Origin of the sequence: Bacillus xiamenensis (assembly GCF_000300535.1) — a bacterium.
Classification (GTDB): Bacteria; Bacillota; Bacilli; order Bacillales; family Bacillaceae; genus Bacillus; species Bacillus xiamenensis.
The window spans coordinates 1-21,234 of the sequence record NZ_AMSH01000041.1 but is presented as its reverse complement, the minus strand read 5'-3'; the positions used below and the strand labels follow the sequence as shown (position 1 = coordinate 21,234).

Annotated in this window: 19 protein-coding genes; 15 read left to right on the top strand and 4 right to left on the bottom strand. The window is 42.2% G+C overall.

The genetic code is table 11. The features are described 5' to 3' along the window. Positions 1-21 precede the first annotated feature (21 nt). From galT to qoxD, 6 genes are all read left to right on the top strand, one after another. Positions 22-1,542: a UDP-glucose--hexose-1-phosphate uridylyltransferase gene (galT, locus tag BA1_RS12795; RefSeq protein ID WP_008359623.1), complete on the top strand. Its 1,521-nt coding sequence runs from the start codon at positions 22-24 to the stop codon at positions 1,540-1,542. Between the two features lie 4 nt (positions 1,543-1,546). After that, positions 1,547-2,632 (top strand): M24 family metallopeptidase, encoded by a 1,086-nt coding sequence (locus tag BA1_RS12790; protein WP_008359621.1) that lies wholly within the window; start codon positions 1,547-1,549, stop codon positions 2,630-2,632. Positions 2,633-3,144: 512 nt separating this feature from the next. Beyond that, a complete protein-coding gene (qoxA, locus tag BA1_RS12785; protein ID WP_145939431.1) occupies positions 3,145-4,101 on the top strand; it encodes a cytochrome aa3 quinol oxidase subunit II in 957 nt (318 codons plus the stop codon). Positions 4,102-4,128: 27 nt separating this feature from the next. Next, entirely contained in the window at positions 4,129-6,087 is a 1,959-nt protein-coding gene (gene qoxB / locus BA1_RS12780; RefSeq protein ID WP_008359617.1) for a cytochrome aa3 quinol oxidase subunit I, read from the top strand. Then, positions 6,087-6,704 (top strand): cytochrome aa3 quinol oxidase subunit III, encoded by a 618-nt coding sequence (gene qoxC, locus BA1_RS12775; protein WP_008359616.1) that lies wholly within the window; start codon positions 6,087-6,089, stop codon positions 6,702-6,704. The genes qoxB and qoxC overlap by 1 nt, the downstream gene beginning before the upstream one ends. A gap of 1 nt (position 6,705) precedes the next feature. Then, positions 6,706-7,086, top strand: coding sequence for a cytochrome aa3 quinol oxidase subunit IV (gene qoxD / locus BA1_RS12770; RefSeq protein ID WP_008359615.1), 381 nt, complete (start codon positions 6,706-6,708; stop codon positions 7,084-7,086). A gap of 76 nt (positions 7,087-7,162) precedes the next feature. Here qoxD and BA1_RS12765 read toward each other — a convergent pair whose 3' ends face one another. Then, complete coding sequence (locus BA1_RS12765) at positions 7,163-7,426, bottom strand: spore morphogenesis/germination protein YwcE (RefSeq protein ID WP_008359613.1); 264 nt, start codon at positions 7,424-7,426, stop codon at positions 7,163-7,165. A 475-nt stretch (positions 7,427-7,901) separates the two neighbouring features. Here BA1_RS12765 and BA1_RS12760 point away from each other — a divergent pair, with 475 nt between their 5' ends. From BA1_RS12760 to BA1_RS12750, 3 genes are all read left to right on the top strand, one after another. Continuing rightward, positions 7,902-9,113, top strand: coding sequence for an FtsW/RodA/SpoVE family cell cycle protein (locus tag BA1_RS12760; protein WP_008359611.1), 1,212 nt, complete (start codon positions 7,902-7,904; stop codon positions 9,111-9,113). 110 nt (positions 9,114-9,223) lie between these two features. Beyond that, a complete protein-coding gene (gene nfsA / locus BA1_RS12755) occupies positions 9,224-9,973 on the top strand; it encodes an oxygen-insensitive NADPH nitroreductase (RefSeq protein WP_008359609.1) in 750 nt (249 codons plus the stop codon). A 55-nt stretch (positions 9,974-10,028) separates the two neighbouring features. After that, positions 10,029-11,030 carry an LLM class flavin-dependent oxidoreductase gene (locus BA1_RS12750; RefSeq protein WP_008359608.1) on the top strand — a complete coding sequence of 334 codons (1,002 nt, stop codon included), beginning with the start codon at positions 10,029-10,031 and terminating at the stop codon, positions 11,028-11,030. A gap of 11 nt (positions 11,031-11,041) precedes the next feature. On the opposite strand, the gene BA1_RS12745 is transcribed toward BA1_RS12750, so the two are convergent. Then, on the bottom strand, positions 11,042-11,269 hold the full coding sequence (locus tag BA1_RS12745; RefSeq protein ID WP_008359606.1) for a hypothetical protein: 228 nt from the start codon (positions 11,267-11,269) through the stop codon (positions 11,042-11,044). A gap of 81 nt (positions 11,270-11,350) precedes the next feature. Continuing rightward, complete coding sequence (locus BA1_RS12740) at positions 11,351-13,777, bottom strand: S8 family peptidase (protein WP_008359605.1); 2,427 nt, start codon at positions 13,775-13,777, stop codon at positions 11,351-11,353. A gap of 492 nt (positions 13,778-14,269) precedes the next feature. On the opposite strand from BA1_RS12740, the gene BA1_RS12735 reads away from it, so the two are divergent. The 6 genes from BA1_RS12735 to BA1_RS12710 all read left to right on the top strand — a co-directional run bounded on the left by BA1_RS12735 (position 14,270) and on the right by BA1_RS12710 (position 20,240). Then, complete coding sequence (locus tag BA1_RS12735) at positions 14,270-14,548, top strand: hypothetical protein (RefSeq protein WP_008359603.1); 279 nt, start codon at positions 14,270-14,272, stop codon at positions 14,546-14,548. A 52-nt stretch (positions 14,549-14,600) separates the two neighbouring features. Next, positions 14,601-15,434 carry a PRD domain-containing protein gene (locus BA1_RS12730; protein ID WP_008359601.1) on the top strand — a complete coding sequence of 278 codons (834 nt, stop codon included), beginning with the start codon at positions 14,601-14,603 and terminating at the stop codon, positions 15,432-15,434. 254 nt (positions 15,435-15,688) lie between these two features. Further along, a complete protein-coding gene (locus BA1_RS12725) occupies positions 15,689-17,077 on the top strand; it encodes a sucrose-specific PTS transporter subunit IIBC (protein ID WP_008359600.1) in 1,389 nt (462 codons plus the stop codon). Between the two features lie 19 nt (positions 17,078-17,096). Continuing rightward, positions 17,097-18,554, top strand: a complete 1,458-nt coding sequence (locus BA1_RS12720) for a glycoside hydrolase family 32 protein (RefSeq protein WP_008359598.1) — start codon at positions 17,097-17,099, stop codon at positions 18,552-18,554. 199 nt (positions 18,555-18,753) lie between these two features. Continuing rightward, positions 18,754-19,008: a hypothetical protein gene (locus BA1_RS12715; RefSeq protein ID WP_008359596.1), complete on the top strand. Its 255-nt coding sequence runs from the start codon at positions 18,754-18,756 to the stop codon at positions 19,006-19,008. A 155-nt stretch (positions 19,009-19,163) separates the two neighbouring features. After that, positions 19,164-20,240, top strand: coding sequence for a chitobiase/beta-hexosaminidase C-terminal domain-containing protein (locus tag BA1_RS12710; RefSeq protein WP_008359594.1), 1,077 nt, complete (start codon positions 19,164-19,166; stop codon positions 20,238-20,240). A 47-nt stretch (positions 20,241-20,287) separates the two neighbouring features. Here the strand turns inward: BA1_RS12710 and BA1_RS12705 are convergent, their stop codons facing one another. Then, positions 20,288-21,097, bottom strand: a complete 810-nt coding sequence (locus BA1_RS12705) for a bifunctional hydroxymethylpyrimidine kinase/phosphomethylpyrimidine kinase (protein ID WP_008359592.1) — start codon at positions 21,095-21,097, stop codon at positions 20,288-20,290. Positions 21,098-21,234 lie beyond the last annotated feature (137 nt).

Genomic DNA, 21,234 nt, shown 5'->3' with positions numbered 1-21,234 from the left:
GCAAGAGAGGAGACCGAGGGAATGGCGACTGATATTTTTGAAAGGCTGGAACAGCTGATTCAATACGGGATCGATAAAGAGCTTATATCACCACTAGATATCGATTATACGAGGAATCGACTGCTTGAAGTGCTTGAGCTCGATGAAGCGGAGGCAAGGAAGGTCTCAGGCGGAATGGACCTTGAAGACATCTTAATGCCAATGCTTGATTGGGCAGTGGAAACAGGTCTCATTCCAGAAGGGACGGATACGTATCGTGATTTACTAGATGCCAAAATCATGGGCTGTCTAGTGGCGCCTCCAAGTGTCATCTATGGGAAGTTTGAAGAGAAACGCCAGCATGAAGGGCCAAAGGCCGCCACAAACTGGTTCTATGAGATGCAGCAGCATGCACACTATATTCATACAGGCAGAATCGCCAAAAATGTGCAGTGGTTTACACCTACAGACGATGGTGTACTGGAGATCACGATTAATCTATCGAAACCGGAAAAAGACCCAAAAGCGATCGCTGAAGCCAAGAAGCTCAGTCAAAAGCAATATCCTCTTTGTCTCCTTTGTAAAGAAAACGTTGGGTTTGGGGGACGGATCAACCACCCAGCAAGGCAGAATCACCGGATTATCCCTGTCACGCTCACAGATGAATCATGGTTTATGCAATTTTCACCATATGTGTATTACAACGAGCATTGCATTGTGTTCAAGGGTGAACATGAGCCAATGAGCATCACAAAAAAGACCTTTGAACGACTGCTTTCCTTCATATCTATATATCCACACTATTTCATTGGATCAAACGCCGATCTCCCCATCGTCGGGGGCAGTATATTAAGTCATGACCATTTTCAAGGCGGTGCACATGAATTTCCGATGGCGAAAGCAGAGATGGAAGATGTTTTTTCTCTCGAAGGGTTTTCACATGTGAAAGCGGGCATTGTGAAATGGCCGATGTCTGTGATTCGGCTTCAAAGCAGCGACCGGCAGATGCTTGCGAACGCAGCGGAATTTATTTTAAATGAGTGGAAAATGTATTCAGATGAAGCTGTGGATCTGATTGCTCATACAGGAGAGACTCCGCACAATACGATTACACCTATCGCACGCCGTCATGGGGATGAGTATGAATTAGATCTAGTGCTGAGGAATAACCGTACAGACGAACGTCATCCAGACGGAATCTTCCACCCGCACAAAGAAGTCCATCATATGAAAAAAGAGAATATCGGGTTAATTGAAGTCATGGGTCTTGCCGTCCTTCCTGGAAGATTAGCAGAGGAGTTAAGCCAGTTAAAAACGGTGCTGCTCTCTGAAAACCCTCTTGAACAAATCAAGGCCCGCCCTGCCATTATGAAGCACGAGTCATGGACGGAGCGTCTGCTTGAAGAGCATATCTTTACAGTGGACAACATAGAAGCGATTTTACAAAAAGAAATCGGCCTGATTTTTTCTCAGATTCTTTCGCAGGCGGGTGTGTTTAAAAGAACCGGGCAAGGGAAAACAGCATTTAAGCGTTTCATTCGAACACTCCATACAGGCAGGTGATTAGATGATTGAACAGGTAAGAAGCTTAATGGAAACAAAACAGCTTGATGGTGTCCTGATTCAAAAGCGAAATAACTTTTCCTGGCTCACAGGAGGGAGAAGAAATCACATCGTGTTAAACACGCCAGAGGGCGTTTGCCACCTGCTTGTGTTGAAAGACGACATCGTATTGATTGTGAATCAAATGGAAGAAAAACGAATCATTGAAGAAGAAATGGCGTATTTTGATCACCCCTATCAAGTGGTGACGATGGATTGGTATGAGGATGAGACTGCCTATGTTCAAAAGCTCACAAAAGAAAAACGAATCGGAGCGGATATTCAAATGGAAGGTGTTGAATGGATTGAACCAGATTTGTCTCTTGTTCGATCAATCCTTTCCTCATCACAGCTCAGCCAATATGAAACCCTTTGTTATGAAACAGCCGTCATTGTAGAGAGTGTCTGTAAAGAAATCGTCCCAGGCCAGACAGAGCACGAAATTGCCTCGCTTGTTGCTCAAAGAGCGATCGCGCAAGGTATGACAATTGAAGTGCTCCTCGTGGCGACAGATGACCGGATACAGCAATATCGTCACCCGATTCCAACTGAAAAATCGATTCAAAAGCATGCGCTTGTTGTCCTTTGTGCGGAACGGCATGGACTCGTGGCAAATGTCACAAGATCCGTTTACTTTGGCCAGCTTCCAAAGGAGCTTGAAGAAAACAGGGGACGGCTTGCGCGGATTGACACAGTCATGAATGCGGCTACTCGTCCTGGAAACACCATTGGAGATGTACTGAAGGCAGGAATTGCCCAGTATGAAAAAGAAGGCTTCCCCGATAGCTGGAAAAAGCTTCATCAAGGCGGGAAAACGGGTTTTGTATCTCGAGAGATCATTGCAGTTCCATCATCGAAGGAAGAGATTCAGCTTCATCAAGTATTCACTTGGAACCCTTCATTACCGGGGTTAAAATCTGAGGATACGATGGTCGTAGAGACAGAGGGAAATCGCTTCTTAACCTATACGGGCAAGTGGACATACATTGACATCGAACATGATGGCGTCATCTATAGACGTCCCGACATCTTGGTGAGAGAAGAATCATGAGAAAGCCGGCGATGAGCCGGTTTTTTTGCTGGAAGTCTTTAGTGAGATTCCACTCATTTATCACCATTACCAATCATTACAGCGCACAGGAGGACGATCGATACTTTCTTTTCTTGTCAACTTGCGTTAAAATGAGAAAGGTTTTTGTTAAATGTGGGGATACCTATTTTGAAATTGTTTACCTAGATAAAATTTCATCAAGTTAAATTGAAATTTGACCAAACTTTTTTATTGTGGTAAACCTAAATTTGACAAAGTTCTTGATTGTATGTCCTTTGCCTTCCGCTCTCAACTTTTCAAATTCCTAGAAATTTATTGTGTCTGCAATAATATAAATTTATGGCGAATTTATGACATTTTATTAGAAATCTGTTGAAAAATAAATGAACTTTTGAAAAAAGGGAAGCTAACTCTAACAGATTTTGATAGCATTACAAAGGGAAGAAAAGTTTTCGAAGGCAGATGGCTTTTCACAATTATTCAGCAATTTATACATTATTTAAGGAAGGATGGTGATCTTCTTGTTCAGAGCCATTAAACCTATGCTTTTATTAGCGATGCTCGTGAGTGTTTTTGTATTAGGAGGTTGCAGCAATATCGCTGTTTTAGATCCTAAAGGGCCAGTCGCAGCACAACAAAAAGACTTAATCCTTTTATCTATCGGATTCATGCTCTTTATCGTTGGTGCGGTATTTGTACTGTTTACCATCATTTTGGTGAAATACCGTGAGCGTAAGGACGTTGGAAACGCCTCTTATAACCCGGAATTACACGGGAATACGCTTCTAGAAGTTATCTGGACAGTGATCCCAATATTAATCGTTGCTGCCCTTTCGGTTCCAACTGTAAAAACAATTTACTCTTTGGAAGAAGCGCCTCAAGCAACAAGCCATAAAGATCCACTGGTTATTTATGCTACAGCAGTTGATTGGAAATGGATCTTTAGTTATCCAGAGGAAAATATTGAAACAGTGAACTACTTAAACATTCCAAAAGATCAGCCGATTTTATTCAAAATCACTTCCGCTGATACAATGGCATCACTATGGATTCCTCAGCTAGGCGGGGAGAAGTATGCGATGGCTGGAATGGAAATGGAACAATATCTTCAAGCTGATGAAGTAGGCACATACGAAGGAAGAAACGCCAACTTCACAGGTGAAGGCTTTGCTCAGCAAAAATTCAAAGTCAATGCGATGACGCAGTCTGACTATGATAAATGGGTAAGTAAAACGAAAAAAGAAGCACCAAAGTTAACGAAGAAAACGTATGACTACTTGATGCTTCCTGATGCTGCAGATGTGCAGACTTTCTCATCAACACATTTATCTTTTGCGAAGCACGGAGAGGATGCTGAATACGCACTCCAAGCACGCAAACGTTTAGGTTATCAAGCAGTTTCTCCGCATTCCAAGACAGATCCTTTCGAGAATGTGAAGAACTATAAAAGAAAACTAGAATCAGAATAAACTGACTAAGGAAAGGAGGAGGCCGTTATGCATTTAAAATGGGATGAGTTTTTTGTAACTGGAGACCCATTAATTCTTGGTGCGCAAATTTCTATCGCTCTTACTTCCATTGCCATCGTGTTTGTTTTAACCTACTTCAAAAAGTGGAAATGGCTCTGGAAAGAATGGCTGACATCAGTTGATCATAAAAAGCTGGGGATCATGTATATCCTTGCTGCTGTGATTATGTTCTTCCGCGGTGGGGTAGACGGACTGATGATGCGCGCACAGCTGGCGCTTCCTAATAATACGTTTTTGAATTCCAACCACTATAATGAAATTTTTACAACGCATGGTACGATCATGATTCTATTCATGGCGATGCCATTTTTAATTGGTTTGATCAACGTCGTTGTTCCTCTTCAAATTGGTGCACGTGACGTTGCATTCCCGTATTTGAACAACCTTAGCTTCTGGACATTCATGGTCGGAGCAATGCTGTTCAACATTTCCTTCGTTATTGGAGGATCACCAAGTGCAGGCTGGACGAGTTACATGCCGCTCGCCGGAAATGATTTCTCACCAGGACCTGGACAGAACTATTACTTGCTCGGGCTCCAAATTGCAGGTATTGGTACACTTATGACAGGTATTAACTTCATGGTGACCATCTTAAAAATGCGTACAAAAGGTATGACGCTTATGCGTATGCCGATGTTTACATGGACTACACTGATTACGTCTGTCATCATCGTTTTCGCATTCCCTGTATTAACAGTTGCTTTAGCACTTATGACATTCGATCGTTTATTCGGTTCTGCATTCTTTACACTCGAAGCAGGCGGTATGCCAATGCTTTGGGCGAACCTTTTCTGGATTTGGGGACATCCTGAGGTATATATCGTGATCCTGCCGGCTTTCGGTATTTTCTCAGAAATCTTTGCGACGTTCTCAAGAAAGCAGTTGTTTGGTTACAAAGCGATGGTTGTATCGATTGTGGCAATCTCTGTTCTTAGCTTCATTGTGTGGGTTCACCACTTCTTTACAATGGGGAACAGTGCAGCGGTTAACTCATTCTTCTCGATTACAACAATGGCGATTTCTGTACCAACAGGTGTAAAAATCTTTAACTGGCTCTTTACGATGTATCGAGGCCGTATCAGCTTTACATCCCCAATGCTTTGGGCACTTGGTTTCATCCCGAACTTTGTGATCGGTGGTGTGACTGGGGTTATGCTTGCGATGGCAGCTGCGGATTACCAGTACCATAACACGTACTTCCTAGTATCCCACTTCCACTATGTATTAATCGCAGGTACGGTATTTGCTTGTTTTGCTGGTCTTGTTTTCTGGTATCCGAAAATGTTTGGTTACAAGTTAAACGAACGCATCGGCAAATGGTTCTTCTGGGTATTCATGATTGGTTTCAACATCTGTTTCTTCCCGCAGTACTTCTTAGGACTGCAAGGAATGCCAAGACGTATTTATACGTATGGACCAGAAGATGGCTGGACGGCACTAAACTTTATTTCAACAATTGGTGCATTCATGATGGGTATCGGATTCATCATCCTTTGCTACAACATTTACTACAGCTGGAGACACGCGAAACGTGAAGTGTCTGGAGACAGCTGGGGAGAAGGACGTACACTTGACTGGGCGACATCTTCTGCAATTCCGCCGCATTACAACTTTGCAGCACTTCCAGAAGTGACAGCACCAGATGCATTCCATCATTGGAAGAAGAACAATGTAGACGTTCATCCTGAAAAAGAATTCAAGAAAATTCACATGCCGCACAATTCAGGCAGACCACTTATCATGTCTGCATTCTTCGGACTTGGTGCATTCGGTCTTGTATTTGAATGGTACTGGATTGGCGTAATTGGCTTAATCGGTGTATTCGCAACAATGATTTTACGTTCATTCGAATATGACGATGGCTACTATATTCCTGTTGAAGAAGTGATTGAAACAGAGAAAAAGAATAAGGAGGCGCAGAAGTAATGGGACATAATGATAGCAGCTATGCAAATGCACCGCTTGAATATCAGTCTGAAACCGGACGTTTAAATATCCTTGGTTTCTGGATATTCCTTGGCGCGGAAATCGTGTTATTCTCAACACTTTTTGCGACCTACTTTGTTCTTCATGGCAGAACAGCTGGCGGCGTTTTACCAGCTGAGCTGTTTGATATGAAGCTAGTATTGATCATGACATTCCTGCTATTAGTTAGTTCATTTACGTGCGGGATTGCGGTTCATGAAATGCGCCGCGGAAGTACAAAAGGGGTTGTCATCTGGACGATTCTGACACTGCTTCTAGGTGCAGGCTTTGTTGGTTTTGAGATTTTCGAATTCTTCCATTATGTACATGAGGGTGCCAGCATCCATACAAGTGCGTATTGGTCTGCATTCTTTGTTCTTTTAGGAACACACGGACTACACGTATCCATCGGTATCTTCTGGATTACTGGGATCTTGTTCCAAATTAAGAAACGTGGTTTAACACCACAAACAGCAGCGAAGATCTTTATCTCAAGTCTATACTGGCATTTCCTTGATGTTGTATGGATTTTCATCTTCACAGCTGTTTACTTGATCGGATTAGGGGGGCTTTTGTGATATGGCTGGAAAAACACATTCCTCAGCAGAGCACGAACACTTCCCTTGGAAACATGTAGTCGGCTTCGTTCTATCTATTGTGCTAACGATCTTAGCATTTTGGATTGCCATTGGAGCTGAAATTGGCAGTACCGCAAAGCTATGGATCATCTTTGGTTTTGCATTCATTCAAGCATTCTTGCAGCTGTTCATGTTCATGCACATGACAGAGAGCGAGAACGGGACTGTTCAAGTCGGAAATACATTGTTTGGCCTATTCTGTGCGATTATTTTCGTCATCGGATCTGTTTGGATCTTCGCGGCTCACTACAGCCACGGGGAAAACAGCAAAGACGGATATTCACCGTCTGCGCCAAAGCAGTCTGAGCATTCAGGTCATTAATAAAAAACCACTCATCATCAAAGATGAGTGGTTTTTATGATGGTTGTGATAACGCTTCCAATTGGTGGTGTGATAACTATCTGCTGCTGAATCTTTTGCGAATGAATGGAAGTCCATAGATGAGGAACGCTGCAATGTGAGCCAAAATGACGTTAATGGCAAAGAATGCGATCATGAAGGTATGTCCTGTTGGAGATAAGCTACTTGTCATATAAAGACCGAAGAAAATCCACATAATCATAATTGGTGGAATAGAAGCTAATGCAATCTTTCTGTTTTCTAACCATAAAAACAGGGGTGTAGCCGTTGCAATACATAGGTACGCAAAGAACATATCCATCGTATCCAACTCCTTTGTAAGTTGATGTTCAAGTCAAATGAGAGGTCAGGATGCAATTGTGTCTGTTTTTAGGAGATATTGTGAACATTTTGTTACAATTATTATACCACAATTGACATTGTTGTAAACTCAATAATTGGAAAATGGGCCTTATTCCGTAGAAAATGGTTTTTTCTTATACCTCAGTAAAACTTATGCTGGTATGATGTTAGCTTTTCATATCGCCACATAAGTCATTGAATTTTCCCCTTAAAATCTGTAAAATAATCTTTTTAAAGGACTTGTGATCGGCTGAATTAATAGAGTGAAAAGGAATTTTTTCCTATTGTTAGAATGAAAAGTATTTCACTTTTTGAAAATTGAATGGAACCTTTAGGATGTATCTTCCGTCATATTTAAGGTGAGTTGCTTTTGTGAAAATTTCAATCTAATATAAATAAGGGCTTTTATGTTTTGTAATAAGGGTGGTTAGTTCATGAACAAGCAGAATACATCTCCTTACTATCAGGGAGATTTGATTTTTATATTTTTAGCCTTCTTTGCCATCAGTGTTATTGCCATATATGCTGCGGGTCAGTTTGGACAGTATGGTTCTAACGCATGGACCAGACAGATCATTTACTACATGGTCGGGGTCATATGTATTGTGGCTATTAATTACTTTGACCTTGAACAATTAGAAAAGCTGAGCTTATATATTTTTATAGGCGGCATTATGCTATTAATCTTTCTGAAAATCGCTCCTGCACAAATTGCAGGTCATGATTTTGCACCAATTAAAAATGGTGCAAAAAGCTGGTTTGTGTTACCGGGTATTGGAACACTTCAGCCTTCAGAGTTCATGAAAATTGGATTGATTATGATGCTCGCATCTGTCATTGGGAAGGCAACCCCAAGAGGTAAACGGACATTAGAAGATGATATTTTTCTTCTTTTAAAAATCGCTGGGGTGTCTGCTGTACCAGTTGGGCTCATCTTTTTGCAGGATGCAGGGACGGCTGCGGTATGTATGTTTATTGTCATCGTCATGGTATTTTTATCAGGGGTCAATTGGAAATTGATCTCTCTCCTCGGTTCAGTGGTTGTACTCTTAGTGGCTGCTGTGTTAGCCGTCATCATCCTATTTCCTGATTTCGCACAAAAAATGGGGATTCAGCAGTATCAGATCAACCGGATTACCGCTTGGCTGCCTGATAGTTCTACTTCAGATAACCAAGCGCAGACACAAGATGCTACAAGTAGTGACAAGTTTCAGGTTGATAGAGCCATTATGGCTATTGGGTCTGGACAAATCTTTGGGAACGGCATTAAAAACTTGAAAGTATATGTCCCAGAGGCACAGACAGATATGATTTTCTCTATTATAGGAGAAGCCTTTGGCTTTGTCGGCTGTGCGTTTGTTGTGATCATGTTCTTCTTCCTGATTTACCGGCTTGTCGTGCTGATTGATCGTATCCATCCTTATAGCCGATTTGCGTCATTCTTCTGTGTAGGATATACAGCACTGATTGTGATTCATACGTTCCAGAACATTGGGATGAACATCGGCGTCATGCCTGTAACAGGGATTCCGCTCCTGTTTATCAGTTTTGGAGGAAGCTCTGTCGTATCTGTTTTAATTGGGTTTGGTATCGTATATAACGCAAGTGTTCAATTAACGAAATATCAAAGTTATTTATTTAAGTAAAGCGGGTAAAGGGCAGTCTAAGCAGAGACTGCTCTTTTTTGTGCGTGTCTAACTTTTGAAAAGCAATATCACTTTGTCTTATGATAGTAGGAGTGAAGGAGGTCTTCGAAGTGAATCAAACGATAGAAACCATATTAAATCATCGGTCCATCCGTTCGTTTACAGACGAGCGTCTGACAAAGGACGAGGTGCTGACACTTGTCAAAAGTGCACAAGCGGCATCCACATCCAGCTATGTGCAGGCGTATAGCATCATTGGTGTAACAGATCAGGAGAAGAAGGCCAAGCTTGCTAAACTTGCCGGAAATCAGCCATACGTTGAGAAGAATGGGCATTTCTTTGTCTTCTGTGCAGATTTGAAACGCCACGATTATCTTGCGCAAAAAGCAGGGAAGAACCATCAGGAAGCATTTGAGAATACGGAAGCCTTCCTCATCAGTGTGATTGATGCGGCGTTGGCTGCGCAAAATCTCAGTGTTGCCGCAGAATCAATGGGACTTGGCATCTGCTATATTGGCGGACTGCGTAATCAGCTGAAGGAAGTGTCTGAATTACTTGAAACACCTGCCTACGTACTGCCATTATTTGGTTTGGCTGTCGGGCATCCTGCCAATCCATCGTCACAAAAGGAACGACTGCCAGCTGAGCTGATTTATCATGAAAACTCATATCAGCAAGATGAAGCACATATGGATCGTTATTTAAAAGAGTATGATGAACGCATTTCAGCATATTATGAAGAACGAACAAACGGCGAAAGAAAAGATACTTGGTCTGAGCAGATGCTTCGAGGCTTCAGCCAGCCAAAACGTATCTACCTCGGAGATTTTGTGAAAGAGAAGGGTTTTAATCGAAAATAAATAGAACTTCCCCCTTTCGATGAGAGAGGGGGATTTCTGTAAGAGGTGCAACATCATGAAATTAAGTATACTGGATCAATCTCCTTTGATTGGAGATGCGACGCCTGCAGAGGCGCTGAGGCAGACAGTTGAGCTGGCGAAGCAGGCGGAAACATGGGGCTATCACCGATTTTGGGTATCTGAGCATCATTTTTCAAACCGGCTCGCAGGATCGAGTCCAGAGGTGCTTCTCGGCCATTTATCAGCCGTTACGTCACATATACGTATTGGCTCTGGCGGCGTCATGCTTCCCCACTACAGTGCCTATAAAGTAGCAGAGAACTTCAGAGTGCTCGAAGCATTGGCTCCGGGCAGAATTGATCTTGGTATTGGACGTGCCCCTGGAGGCATGCCAATCTCCTCCATTGCCCTTCATCATGGTGAACGCAAGCGCCTTGGTGATCAATATCCTGAGCAGGTAGAAGAATTGAAAGTTTATTTACATGATTTAGCCGATGAATTTTATCCGTTGCCTCATCTGACCGCTTCTCCGAAGGTAGAAACCGCACCAGAGGTATGGATGCTTGGTTCCTCTGGAGGAAGTGCTCGGCTTGCCGCAAAAGCAGGTGCAGGCTATACGTTTGCTCTGTTTATTAATGGTGAAGGCGGAGAAGACTCTATGAGGCAGTATATCAACCGATTTGAACCTTCAGTATTTGGTGATCAGCCGCGCGTCAGTCTTGCGGTCTTCGTTTTATGTGCAGAAACTGAGGAGCATGCAGAAAAACTGGCTATCAGCTTAGATTTATCATTATTAGCCAATGAGCAAGGTCAGAATCTTGGCGGATTCCCTTCATATGAAGAAGCGCAGGCATATCCCTACAGTCCATATGAACAAAAACGAGTAGCAGCCAATCGAAAGAGGATGGTCGTTGGAACCCCATCCTCTGTGAAACAGCAGCTGACAGCACTTGCAAAGGCTTATCGTACAGATGAAGTGATCGCTGTGACCATCACACATGATATAGAAGACCGTTTGGCTTCGTATCGTTTATTAAAGGAAGCTTTTCAAGCGTAACGTATGTATATTTACCGTCCGCGCAGCCAGTAAAAGGGGTAGAGGAGTATCATGATGAGAATAAAGGCAGCTGTCATCGCCAAGCTAAGCGGATATATACAGGTGACATAGACAGTCAGCTCACATGCTTTTTGAAAAGGACGAGGCTGTTTTGCGAGTAAAAAGGTAAAAAAGTAAACCAAGGTGATCGTCAGAAAAAAAGCAGTCAAAAAAGAAACGGTCCATAGCAATATCAACATGAATAACTCTTTCCTCCATATATGATAGAAAAGCCTTGTTGAGCTGATGTGCTCATACAAGGCTTTTTATGTGATTCTTGTTTATTCAGGATAAATGTCAAACGGTTCTCTCGTTTGAACCGTATCTGATTTGCCTTTCAGGCTCGCATACGCAAGCATTGTATACTCACCAGCTGCTAGCTTTTGACCTTGATTGATCGTGCCATTCCATTTCAAGCGCTGCTCTCCTTTATCAACATGTTGATAAACACCTGCTTCACCTAAATATTCTCCATCTGTCGAGTAGACGAGGAATGCAAGGTTTTCAGCACCGCCTGGAAGATAGCTGCTAATCACATAGCTTCCAGCACGATTATCCGGCTCTACTGAAACAGAAGTAACGCGCGGATAATCCGGTTCTTTTACAATCAACAATGTTTGGATTTCAGTGACCTTTCTGCCATTTTCCCGAATTGTGATACTGCCTTGATACGTTCCTTTTTTCGTTTTTCCATAATTCACTTGTACCGCGGAAGTAAAGGAGCCAGTGGAATTGCCTTTGACTGTGATTTTTTTCGTTCCGTTTGTGCTGATGCCGGTGCCATCGAATGTGTAATCAATGGTATAGGTTTTCGGTGCTTTTGAAAGGTTTTGTACCTTGAATGTCTTCGTTTTGATTTGAACGCCTTTTTCTTTTAAGAAAGTGCCGTACGAATAGCTGGCATCAGAAACGATAGAAGACGCTTGGAGTGATTCGATGATTCGAACACTGCCTGTTCCCTGAGTGTTATGAGGGAACGGGCTGCCATTTGGGTCAAACAGTTTTTCCGCTGTATTCATCATCAATGCTTTGATTTGTTCCGTAGAATACGATGGTTTTGCTTGTTTGATAATCGCTGCCACTCCTGCCACATGTGGAGATGCCATGCTTGTTCCTTGCTTAGAACCATATCCGTATGGCTGAGAAGGATCGTGTGTCGGAATTGTACTGACAATACTCACGCCAGGTGCTGAGAGATCTGGTTTGATCATCCAAGTATCCACAACAGGTCCACGGGATGAGAAGTCGGCTACCTGCTCACTTAGTTCTTTCACAAATTGAATGGAGAACGTCGTTGTATTGTTTCCAGCCTCAATGGCTTTAACAAGCGCTGTTCCTTCCGCTTTTGAAAGCTTAATCGTAGGTAGAGCAAGACCTGGTACATCCACAGGAATTTCTCCATCTACATTGTTATACATCACAACGCCGATCGCACCAGCGGCTTTTGCATTGTCCACTTTATCCACAAAGGCGATGGCTCCACGTTCAATCACCGCAACCTTTCCTTTGACATCGATGTTTTCAAATGCTTTTTCGTCACCGATTCCTGCTGGGACAAGTGTGACTTGCTTTTGATCAAGTGCCTTTAAATCACTTTCTTGATAGTAGCCCATGATTTTTGCCGTTGAATAGTTCGGGAATTTTACATTGTATAGACTGTACGGAAGCTGAGTTGCTCCGACAGAAATAGCATCTCTTGATGTTCCAGGAGAGCCAACCGTCCAGCTGTTCGGCCCGCTGTTTCCATTTGATGTAACAGCGACAACGCCTTCAGACATAGCCCAATCAAGTGCAATGCTTGTTGCATAATCAGGGTTATTCACACTGTTTCCAAGAGACAGGTTCATGACATCTGCTCCGTCAGTGACAGCCCGGTCGATGCCTGCAAGGACGTTTTCAGTTGTTCCTGATCCGCCTGGTCCAAGTACACGGTATGCAAGGAGGGTGGCATCTTTTGCGACACCTTTCATTTTCCCGTTTGCTGCAATCGTTCCTGCAACGTGTGTGCCGTGATCTGTAGATTCGCCTCTAGGATCTCCTTTAGGTGTTTCTTGTGGAGAATAATCATGATCGACAAAGTCATAGCCTTTGTATAAACCGAAGTTTCCTTTTAAATCAGGGTGGGTATAGTCTACTCCAGTATCAATGACAGCGACTTTTACCCCTTTTCCAGAGTAACCGGCATCCCAAGCTTTTGGTGCACCGATAAATGGAGCGCTTTTATCCATCAGTGGAGAGACATCTTCATTTGGAAGCTGGACGCTTTCCTTTTTCACTTCATCTGTTTTATATGTAACATCCGGGTAAACGGCTTTCACTCCATCCACTGCGAGCAGCTTCGGAATTTCGTTTGCAGGAAGTTTCATCGAAAAACCAGAGAAGACTTTTTCATATTCTTGACGAACACTCGCTTTATCTAGCTTTTTGAGTGCTGCATTCTTAACTTTTGTTCGAGATTTTTTAAGAGAGGCTTTCGTTTGTGCTTCGCCTTCTTGTTTGGCTTCAACTAAGGATTTTTCTTTTAATTCAACAATGACAGTGGTTTGTTTTCTAGAGTTGACATTGATTTCGCCGAAGATTTCTGCTTTTTCCAGTTCCACCTGTTTGTTTGATGGAGCGGCAGCAGCCTGTTGACCTGAAAAGAATGTGGATAAGGTAAAAATAGTGGAGAACAATAGAACAGAAGAACGAGAGATTACTTTTTTCAATTAATTTTCCCCTTTCTAGCTGTGTATTTAGGGAGATAGCCTTTCTTTTTGTGGATAAATAGGAAAGATTCACTGCCCGTTATTAAGTATTCAATATGATGAACCCAATCCCTTTACTAAAATGGTCTTATTTTACATAGTCATAAAGAACTATTTTGTTTATAAAGTCTCACTTATACACAATGATCTGTTGATAACTTGATTATTCGGATATATATATGGAATATAAAAAAATCACATACACAAAATCTAGTGAGAGGGTGTTGATATGTGGATAAACCCTGTTGATAAGATGTGTTTATCTTTGGGATAGTGTGTGCATAATATTTTCATTGGAACATGATGATCTTCTGCACTTTTCAACAAAACTTCTGAAAACTAGTTCGTTTTTTCACCCAGATTGTGACAAACCTCTCTCTTTTCTCGGGATATGATAGGAGCAGTTATTTTGCTAGAGCTGCTAGATTCTAAGAAAAGTGGAGGGAATGTTCAGTGAAGAAATGGAAGAACTGGTTCAGTGTATGGTTTGGTTTCATGATGAATGTGCTTGTGAATCCTGGTGTCATGATGAAGCAGCAAGGATGTAAAGTAGCCGCTGTGGATGTGGGATTCTTTCAAACGGTGAGAGGGAGACAGCAAGAGAAACTGGCAGAGGAAAACAAGAAGAAGCGCAGGATCGAGCGGAAGTTTCAGGAAAGTCTGATGATGCTTTATGAAAAGACAACGAGAGAGGCGCGTGCTGGTCCGCTCTTACCTTTACAGAAAAGTTGAAACAGGGTAAAATCCCACATAAGAAACGTTATCTGGTGGGAGAGGATACCCCTTGAAGATATATAAAATCTTGAATAATAATGCAGTGGTTGTAAAGGAGGGTGATCAGGAGAAAATTGTGATGGGACCCGGAATTGCATTTCAGAAGGGGAAAAATGACGTCGTTCCCGTTCAAAAAATAGAGAAAATTTTTGTTGTGCGTGAAGAAAATGAGAAATTTAAGCAAATTCTTGCGACATTGCCAGAAGCGCATATTGAGGTGGCAGAGCATATTATCAGTTATGCAGAGGGTGAACTCATGATGCCGCTCAGTGATCATATCCACATATCACTGACAGATCATTTATCCTTTGCCATTGAACGCGTTCAAAAAGGCATTGTCTTATATAATAAATTGCTTGGTGAGATCAAAGTCTTATATAAGCAGGAATATGAGATTGGAAAGTATGCGATTCGTTATGTAAAGGAGCGGCTTGGGGTTGACCTGCCGGACGATGAGGCAGGATATGTGGCTCTTCATATTCATACGGCCAAAATGAATACGGAGTCCATGAAGAAGACGGTTAAATACACAACGATGATCAAAGAAATGATCGAGTATATTGAGCGCGATTTTGAGCGCTCGATTGCTGAAGACAGTATTTCTTATCAGCGGCTTGTGACACATTTGAGGTATGCGTTAGGCAGGTTGGAATCGAATGAAGCATTTCAAATCATGGACGATGATATGCTGATGTTTATCCAAACAAAGTATGATTCAGCTTACCAGTGTGCGCTTGGACTTGCTGATTTTCTGAAAAATGAATATGGACTTCATCTCCCTGAATCGGAGATCGGCTACATCACGCTGCATGTCCAGCGTCTGCAGGATGCCGAATTGGTTTAATGGTTGTGCCTGTCCGCAGGCTTTTTTTTATGCACACTACTCTTCTTAGTGTATATGGGTCATTTGATTCGGAAAAATAGGTTGACGAAGGTCGTACTCTTATACTATGATGAAAGCGTAATCAAAATTCAATATCGTGGGATTGTGACTGTCAGGCAGGCAAGACCTAAAATTTGCGTAACGAGGGGACGTGTATGTCCTTTGATCGTTGGTGAATTTTAGGTCTTTTTTGATTTTAAAAAGGGGGAGACAACATGGATTATCAAAAAACAGCCAAAGAATTAACAACATTATTAGGTGGAAAAGAAAATATCATCAGTGCAACGCATTGTGCCACACGACTCAGATTGGTGATGAAAGATGAGGATTTGATCGACAAAGAGGCCATTGAAGAGCTTGATGGTGTGAAGGGTGCCTTCTCAAGCTCGGGTCAATTCCAGATTATATTTGGAACTGGATCTGTCAACAAGGTATATGAGCCATTTGCTCGTGAGACCGGTCTTGAGACAGACGACGAGAATCAAAAGCCTGTCAGCCATGATGAAGCAGTGAAACAAAAAATGAATCCACTTGCACGTTTTGCTAAGACGCTATCGAATATTTTTGTGCCGATCATTCCGGCAATTGTTGCAAGCGGTCTATTAATGGGTCTTTTAGGCATGATGAAAGCCTTCAACTGGGCTGATCCAAGCTCTGCGATCTTCCAAATGCTTGATATGTTTTCAAGTGCTGCCTTTATCATATTACCGATTTTAATTGGGGTCAGTGCAGCGAAAGAGTTTGGTGGAAACCCATATTTAGGGGCTGTCATTGGGGGAATCATGATTCACCCGAACCTGCTGAACCCATGGGGACTGACAGAGGCGAAACCAGAATATATGCATTTATTCAATTTTGATATTGCGCTTCTTGGTTATCAAGGAACAGTCATTCCAGTGTTGTTGACTGTGTATATCATGTGTCTGATTGAAAAGAATTTGAGAAAAGTAGTGCCAAACAGTATTGATTTACTGGTGACTCCGTTTGTGACGGTGATTGTGACTGGATTTGTGACGTTTATTGCTGTGGGACCGCTAGGAAGAATACTCGGTACTGGAATCTCGAATGCCCTCACATATGTTTATGATCATGCAGGATTTTTAGCAGGACTCATTTTCGGAGGAACCTACTCGTTAATTGTACTGACAGGGGTTCACCACAGCTTCCATGCCATTGAGGCAGGACTGCTGAATGATATCGGACGTAACTATTTGCTACCGATTTGGGCAATGTCCAACGTTGCTCAAGGCGGGGCAGGATTAGCTGTCTTTTTCTTAGCAAAGCGTGCGAAAACGAAAGAAATTGCTCTCCCAGCGGCATTTTCTGCTTTCTTAGGTATTACGGAGCCAGTCATATTCGGTGTGAACCTTCGTTATCGTAAGCCGTTTATTGCGGCAATGATTGGAGGCGCATTAGGTGGAGCGTTTGTCGTCTTTACGAAAGTCGCAGCCAACGCTTATGGCTTAACGGGTATTCCGATGATTGCGATTGCAGCTCCATTAGGTTTACAAAATGTGGTAAATTATGTTATTGGTATGTTAATAGCTGTTGCTGTTTCATTTATTCTTACCATCATCTTTAAAGTAAAAGAAGTCGAAAAATGATCAAGGAGTGGTCACAGTCATGACAACTACTGACGCAGCACTTCGTCAAAAGGTAGCAGACCGTATTCGAAACTATGAGCATTTGGTGAAAAAAGACGTGTACCGCCAGCATTTTCATTTGATGCCGCCAGTCGGTCTTTTAAATGACCCGAATGGATTGATTCAGTGGAAGGGAGTCTACCATGTGTTTTATCAGTGGCAGCCATTTAAAACAGGTCACGGTGCAAAATTTTGGGGTCACTACACATCTACCGATCTAGTGAATTGGAAGCATGAAGAAGCTGCTCTCACGCCAAGTGATTGGTTTGATCAAAATGGCTGTTATTCTGGAAGTGCAGTCATTGATGATGGACGTATGTATGTGATGTATACCGGAAATGTGCGTGATGAGCAAGGGAATCGTGAGACCTATCAATGTTTAGCTGTTTCAGAGGATGGGATTCATTTTCACAAAAAGGGTGTCGTGGCGACTTTGCCAGAAGGATTTACCGCACATTTTCGTGACCCGAAGGTGTGGAAGAGAAATGGTCAGTGGTATATGGTCCTGGGTGCACAAAGCGAAGACCTTAAAGGACATCTTGTATTATTCACAGCTGATACATTAGACAATTGGACGTTTCAGGGCATTATTGCAGGCAGTGGAAAGAACGGATTAGGCAATTTCGGATATATGTGGGAATGCCCAGATTTGTTTGAATTAGACGGCCGGGATGTATTGATCGTGTCACCACAGGGAGTGGAGCCTGATGGATTAAAATACCACAATACACATCAATCTGGTTATTTTGTTGGTACATTAGATGATAGCTCCTACCAATATACACATGGAGCGTTTGAGGAGCTGGATCGCGGCTTTGACTTTTATGCGCAGCAGACCTTTCAAGATGAATCAGGCAGGCGTATTTTAATGGGATGGATGGGTGTGCCCGATCAAGGAGAAGAGCATCATCCGACAATCTCTTATCAATGGATCCATTGTTTGACGATTCCAAGAGAGCTTCGTTTAGATGATGAGGGACGTCTAATTCAAAAGCCAGTAAGTGAACTGCAATCCATGCGGACAAATGAACAAGAACATGTTTTTCACATTAAGCGCTCCGTTCATTCCATTCCTGTACAAGATATTACGAGAGCCGAGATATTGATTGATCAGATTGAAACACAAAAAGGATTTGAATGCTGTATTCGTGCAGCTGCCCGTATCATTTATGATAAAGATGAGGGGAAACTGACGTTAGAGAGAGATCGATTTGAAGATCGAACAAAGGAAGTTCGTGAAGTAGAAATGAAGGAATTACGGGATCTGCATATCTTTATTGATGCATCATCCATTGAGATTTTTGTAAACGGAGGCCGGGAAGTATTTACCTCACGTTACTTTCCTTCCCCGGGAAATAAATCAATCTCGATAAGTGGCAGAAATGAAACGAAGCTTAAACTGAAGACGTGGCATTTACAAACAAAAGCAGGTCATTGATCTGCTTTTTTCTAGTGAGATCAGCCTGAATCTTAGAACCTATAGAGTGTTAAATCAAGGGCTCACTCAGGTGACGGGGAGCGGTTTGATGACGTTTTACATATATGATAACAGGTTGAATTATGATATCATTTTAAAATATATACAGCTGAGGCTGACGTTTATCCAAATGCGGTAGGACAAAAAAGGGGTTGTTTACTTGAATTCAAAACAGCAGCCGACGACTAGAAAACGCTTGGAGACAATGGCAGATCATGTTGAAGATAAACGTGAAGAATATAAAGAATTGCTGATTCAAGTCCAATCTATTCTCGGTGAACCTTCTCTAGAGCAGGAAGAATTAAAAGAGAAGCTGTCAGATACGTATAAACAAATGAAAGAATATGCCTTATTTGTTGAATCCATTGAAGCCTTTATTCGAAAAATGGCGAAAGAATCCGATCAGCAAAAGTAGGGATTGATGTATCGTAAAAGAGTGTACTCGTAAGCGAGTATGCTTTTTTATTTTAGTCTGAGGATTCAGGAAAATAAATGAAAGCGTTGACATTTCTTTTGATATCGTACAAAATAAATAAAAATTCGTATGAGCACATACAGGAGGACCATAAAATGAATCATACAACGAAGAAATATCTGATCACCTTTATTATTTTCCTATTTTCATTGAGTTTTCTCTATCCTTCCGTTTCATCTGCCCGAACTCAACACACGTCATTTTTTAAACCTACTGCCTCAGTAACGTCTGGTGAATATTATCGGTCACAAGAGGTGACTCTGCATTCTCCAGTGCGAAAGGCTTCTCTTTATTACACAACAGATGGTAGCCAGCCGACAACACAAAGTCAGTTATATAATAAGCCTATTCATATAGATAGCGATACGACTTTGAAGGTAAGCGTTTATAAAAATAAAAAACACCTTGCCACGTCTACGTACAATTATCGTTTTGTCACACGAGAGGACATTGCCTCATCTTTTTTATCTTTTGAATATGAAGGAATGCCTTATCGACTGTATATTCCGAAAGACCGTAAGCAGGGTAAATCCTATCCTCTCGTTCTGTTCTTACATGGAGGCGGGGAGAGAGGAACAGATAATCAAAAGCAGTTACTTGCAAATGATGGTGCAGTTTTATGGGCTTCTCCTGAAGTCCAAAGGAAACATCCTTCGTACGTACTAGCACCCCAGGCGCGAAATGCTGTCGATGGAGGATTTGCATTAACAAGAAATTCACAAAATGAAATCGATCTGACAAATGTGTTTCAATTCTCACCAGATTTACGCAAAGCTTATGAAGTTCTTCAGCACGTGATAGCTTCTTATCGGATTGATCAAAAAAGGATTTATTCGACTGGTTTATCACAGGGCGGATTTGGCTCGTATCAGTTGAACATCACATATCCTCGTTTGTTTGCAGCGATGATTCCGATTGCTGGAGGTGCAGATCCAAGCAAGGCTGGAATTCTAGCGCACAAGCCAATATGGGCATTTCATGCAGAAGATGATTCCATTATACCTGTCAGTTATGCAAGAAACACAATCCAAGCCATTCAAAAAGCTGGTGGTCATCCGCTTTACACGGAGTATGCCAGCAAGTATGGATATGATCATGCATCATGGACGCCTGCATATGAAACGCCAGGCTTAACAGATTGGTTATTTGCACAGCGACTAAGCTTTCGATAAACAAAAAAAACCGATTCACCCAACAAGGCGAATCGGTTTTTGCTGTTTTATTTGTCAAAACGATGTGCGGAATGTTTCGTCGGTCCGATGTATTCGTTTAGTTGGAAAGAGCCCTTGATGGCAGCTGTGATGAATTCTTTTGCTGCATAAATGGCTTCTTTCACGTCTGAACCGTTCGCTAGTTCAGCTGTGACTGCTGCTGAGAATGTGCAGCCTGCGCCGTGTGTGTACTCTGTGTCGATCTTATCAGATTCAAGGCGTTCGAAGGTTTGTCCATCATAAAGCAAATCAATCGCTTTATCTTGGCTTAGCTTACCGCCGCCAGTGATGACCACATACTTTGCACCAAGTTCATGGATTCGTTTTGCTGCTTCTTCCATTTGTTCAATCGTTTTGATTTCACCGATTCCACTTAATTGACCTGCTTCGAAAAGGTTCGGTGTGATGACGGTTGCCAGTGGGGCGAGCATTTCGCGCAGTGCTTCAGCGTGCTCAGGGTACAGGACTTCGTTCGCACCCTTACAAACCATGACAGGATCAATGACGACATTTTTTAAATCATATTTTTTGATCGTTTCAGCTGCAAGTTCAATGACGTCAACCGTTGGCAGCATGCCTGTTTTCAGCGCATCTACACCAATGCCTTCTACAATGGTAGAAAGCTGCGCACGAATGGTTGCCGTATCGATTGGAAACACCTGATGATCCCAATTGTGATGAGGATCCATGGCAACGACAACGGTTAAAGCTGTCATCCCGTAGACGTTTTTTTCTTGAAACGTTTTTAAATCTGCTTGGATACCTGCACCGCCGCTTGAATCCGAACCTGCGATGGTGAGAGCTTTATTCATAGACATAGTTGCTGAACCTCCAATGTGATGTGTAACAGTTACTGTACTAACCCTTATTATAATCAGCTTTTCCATTTATCACAATGAAACGGCATAAAAAAGCGATCCACTCGGGACTGACCCCATCAGATGAGACAAATAAA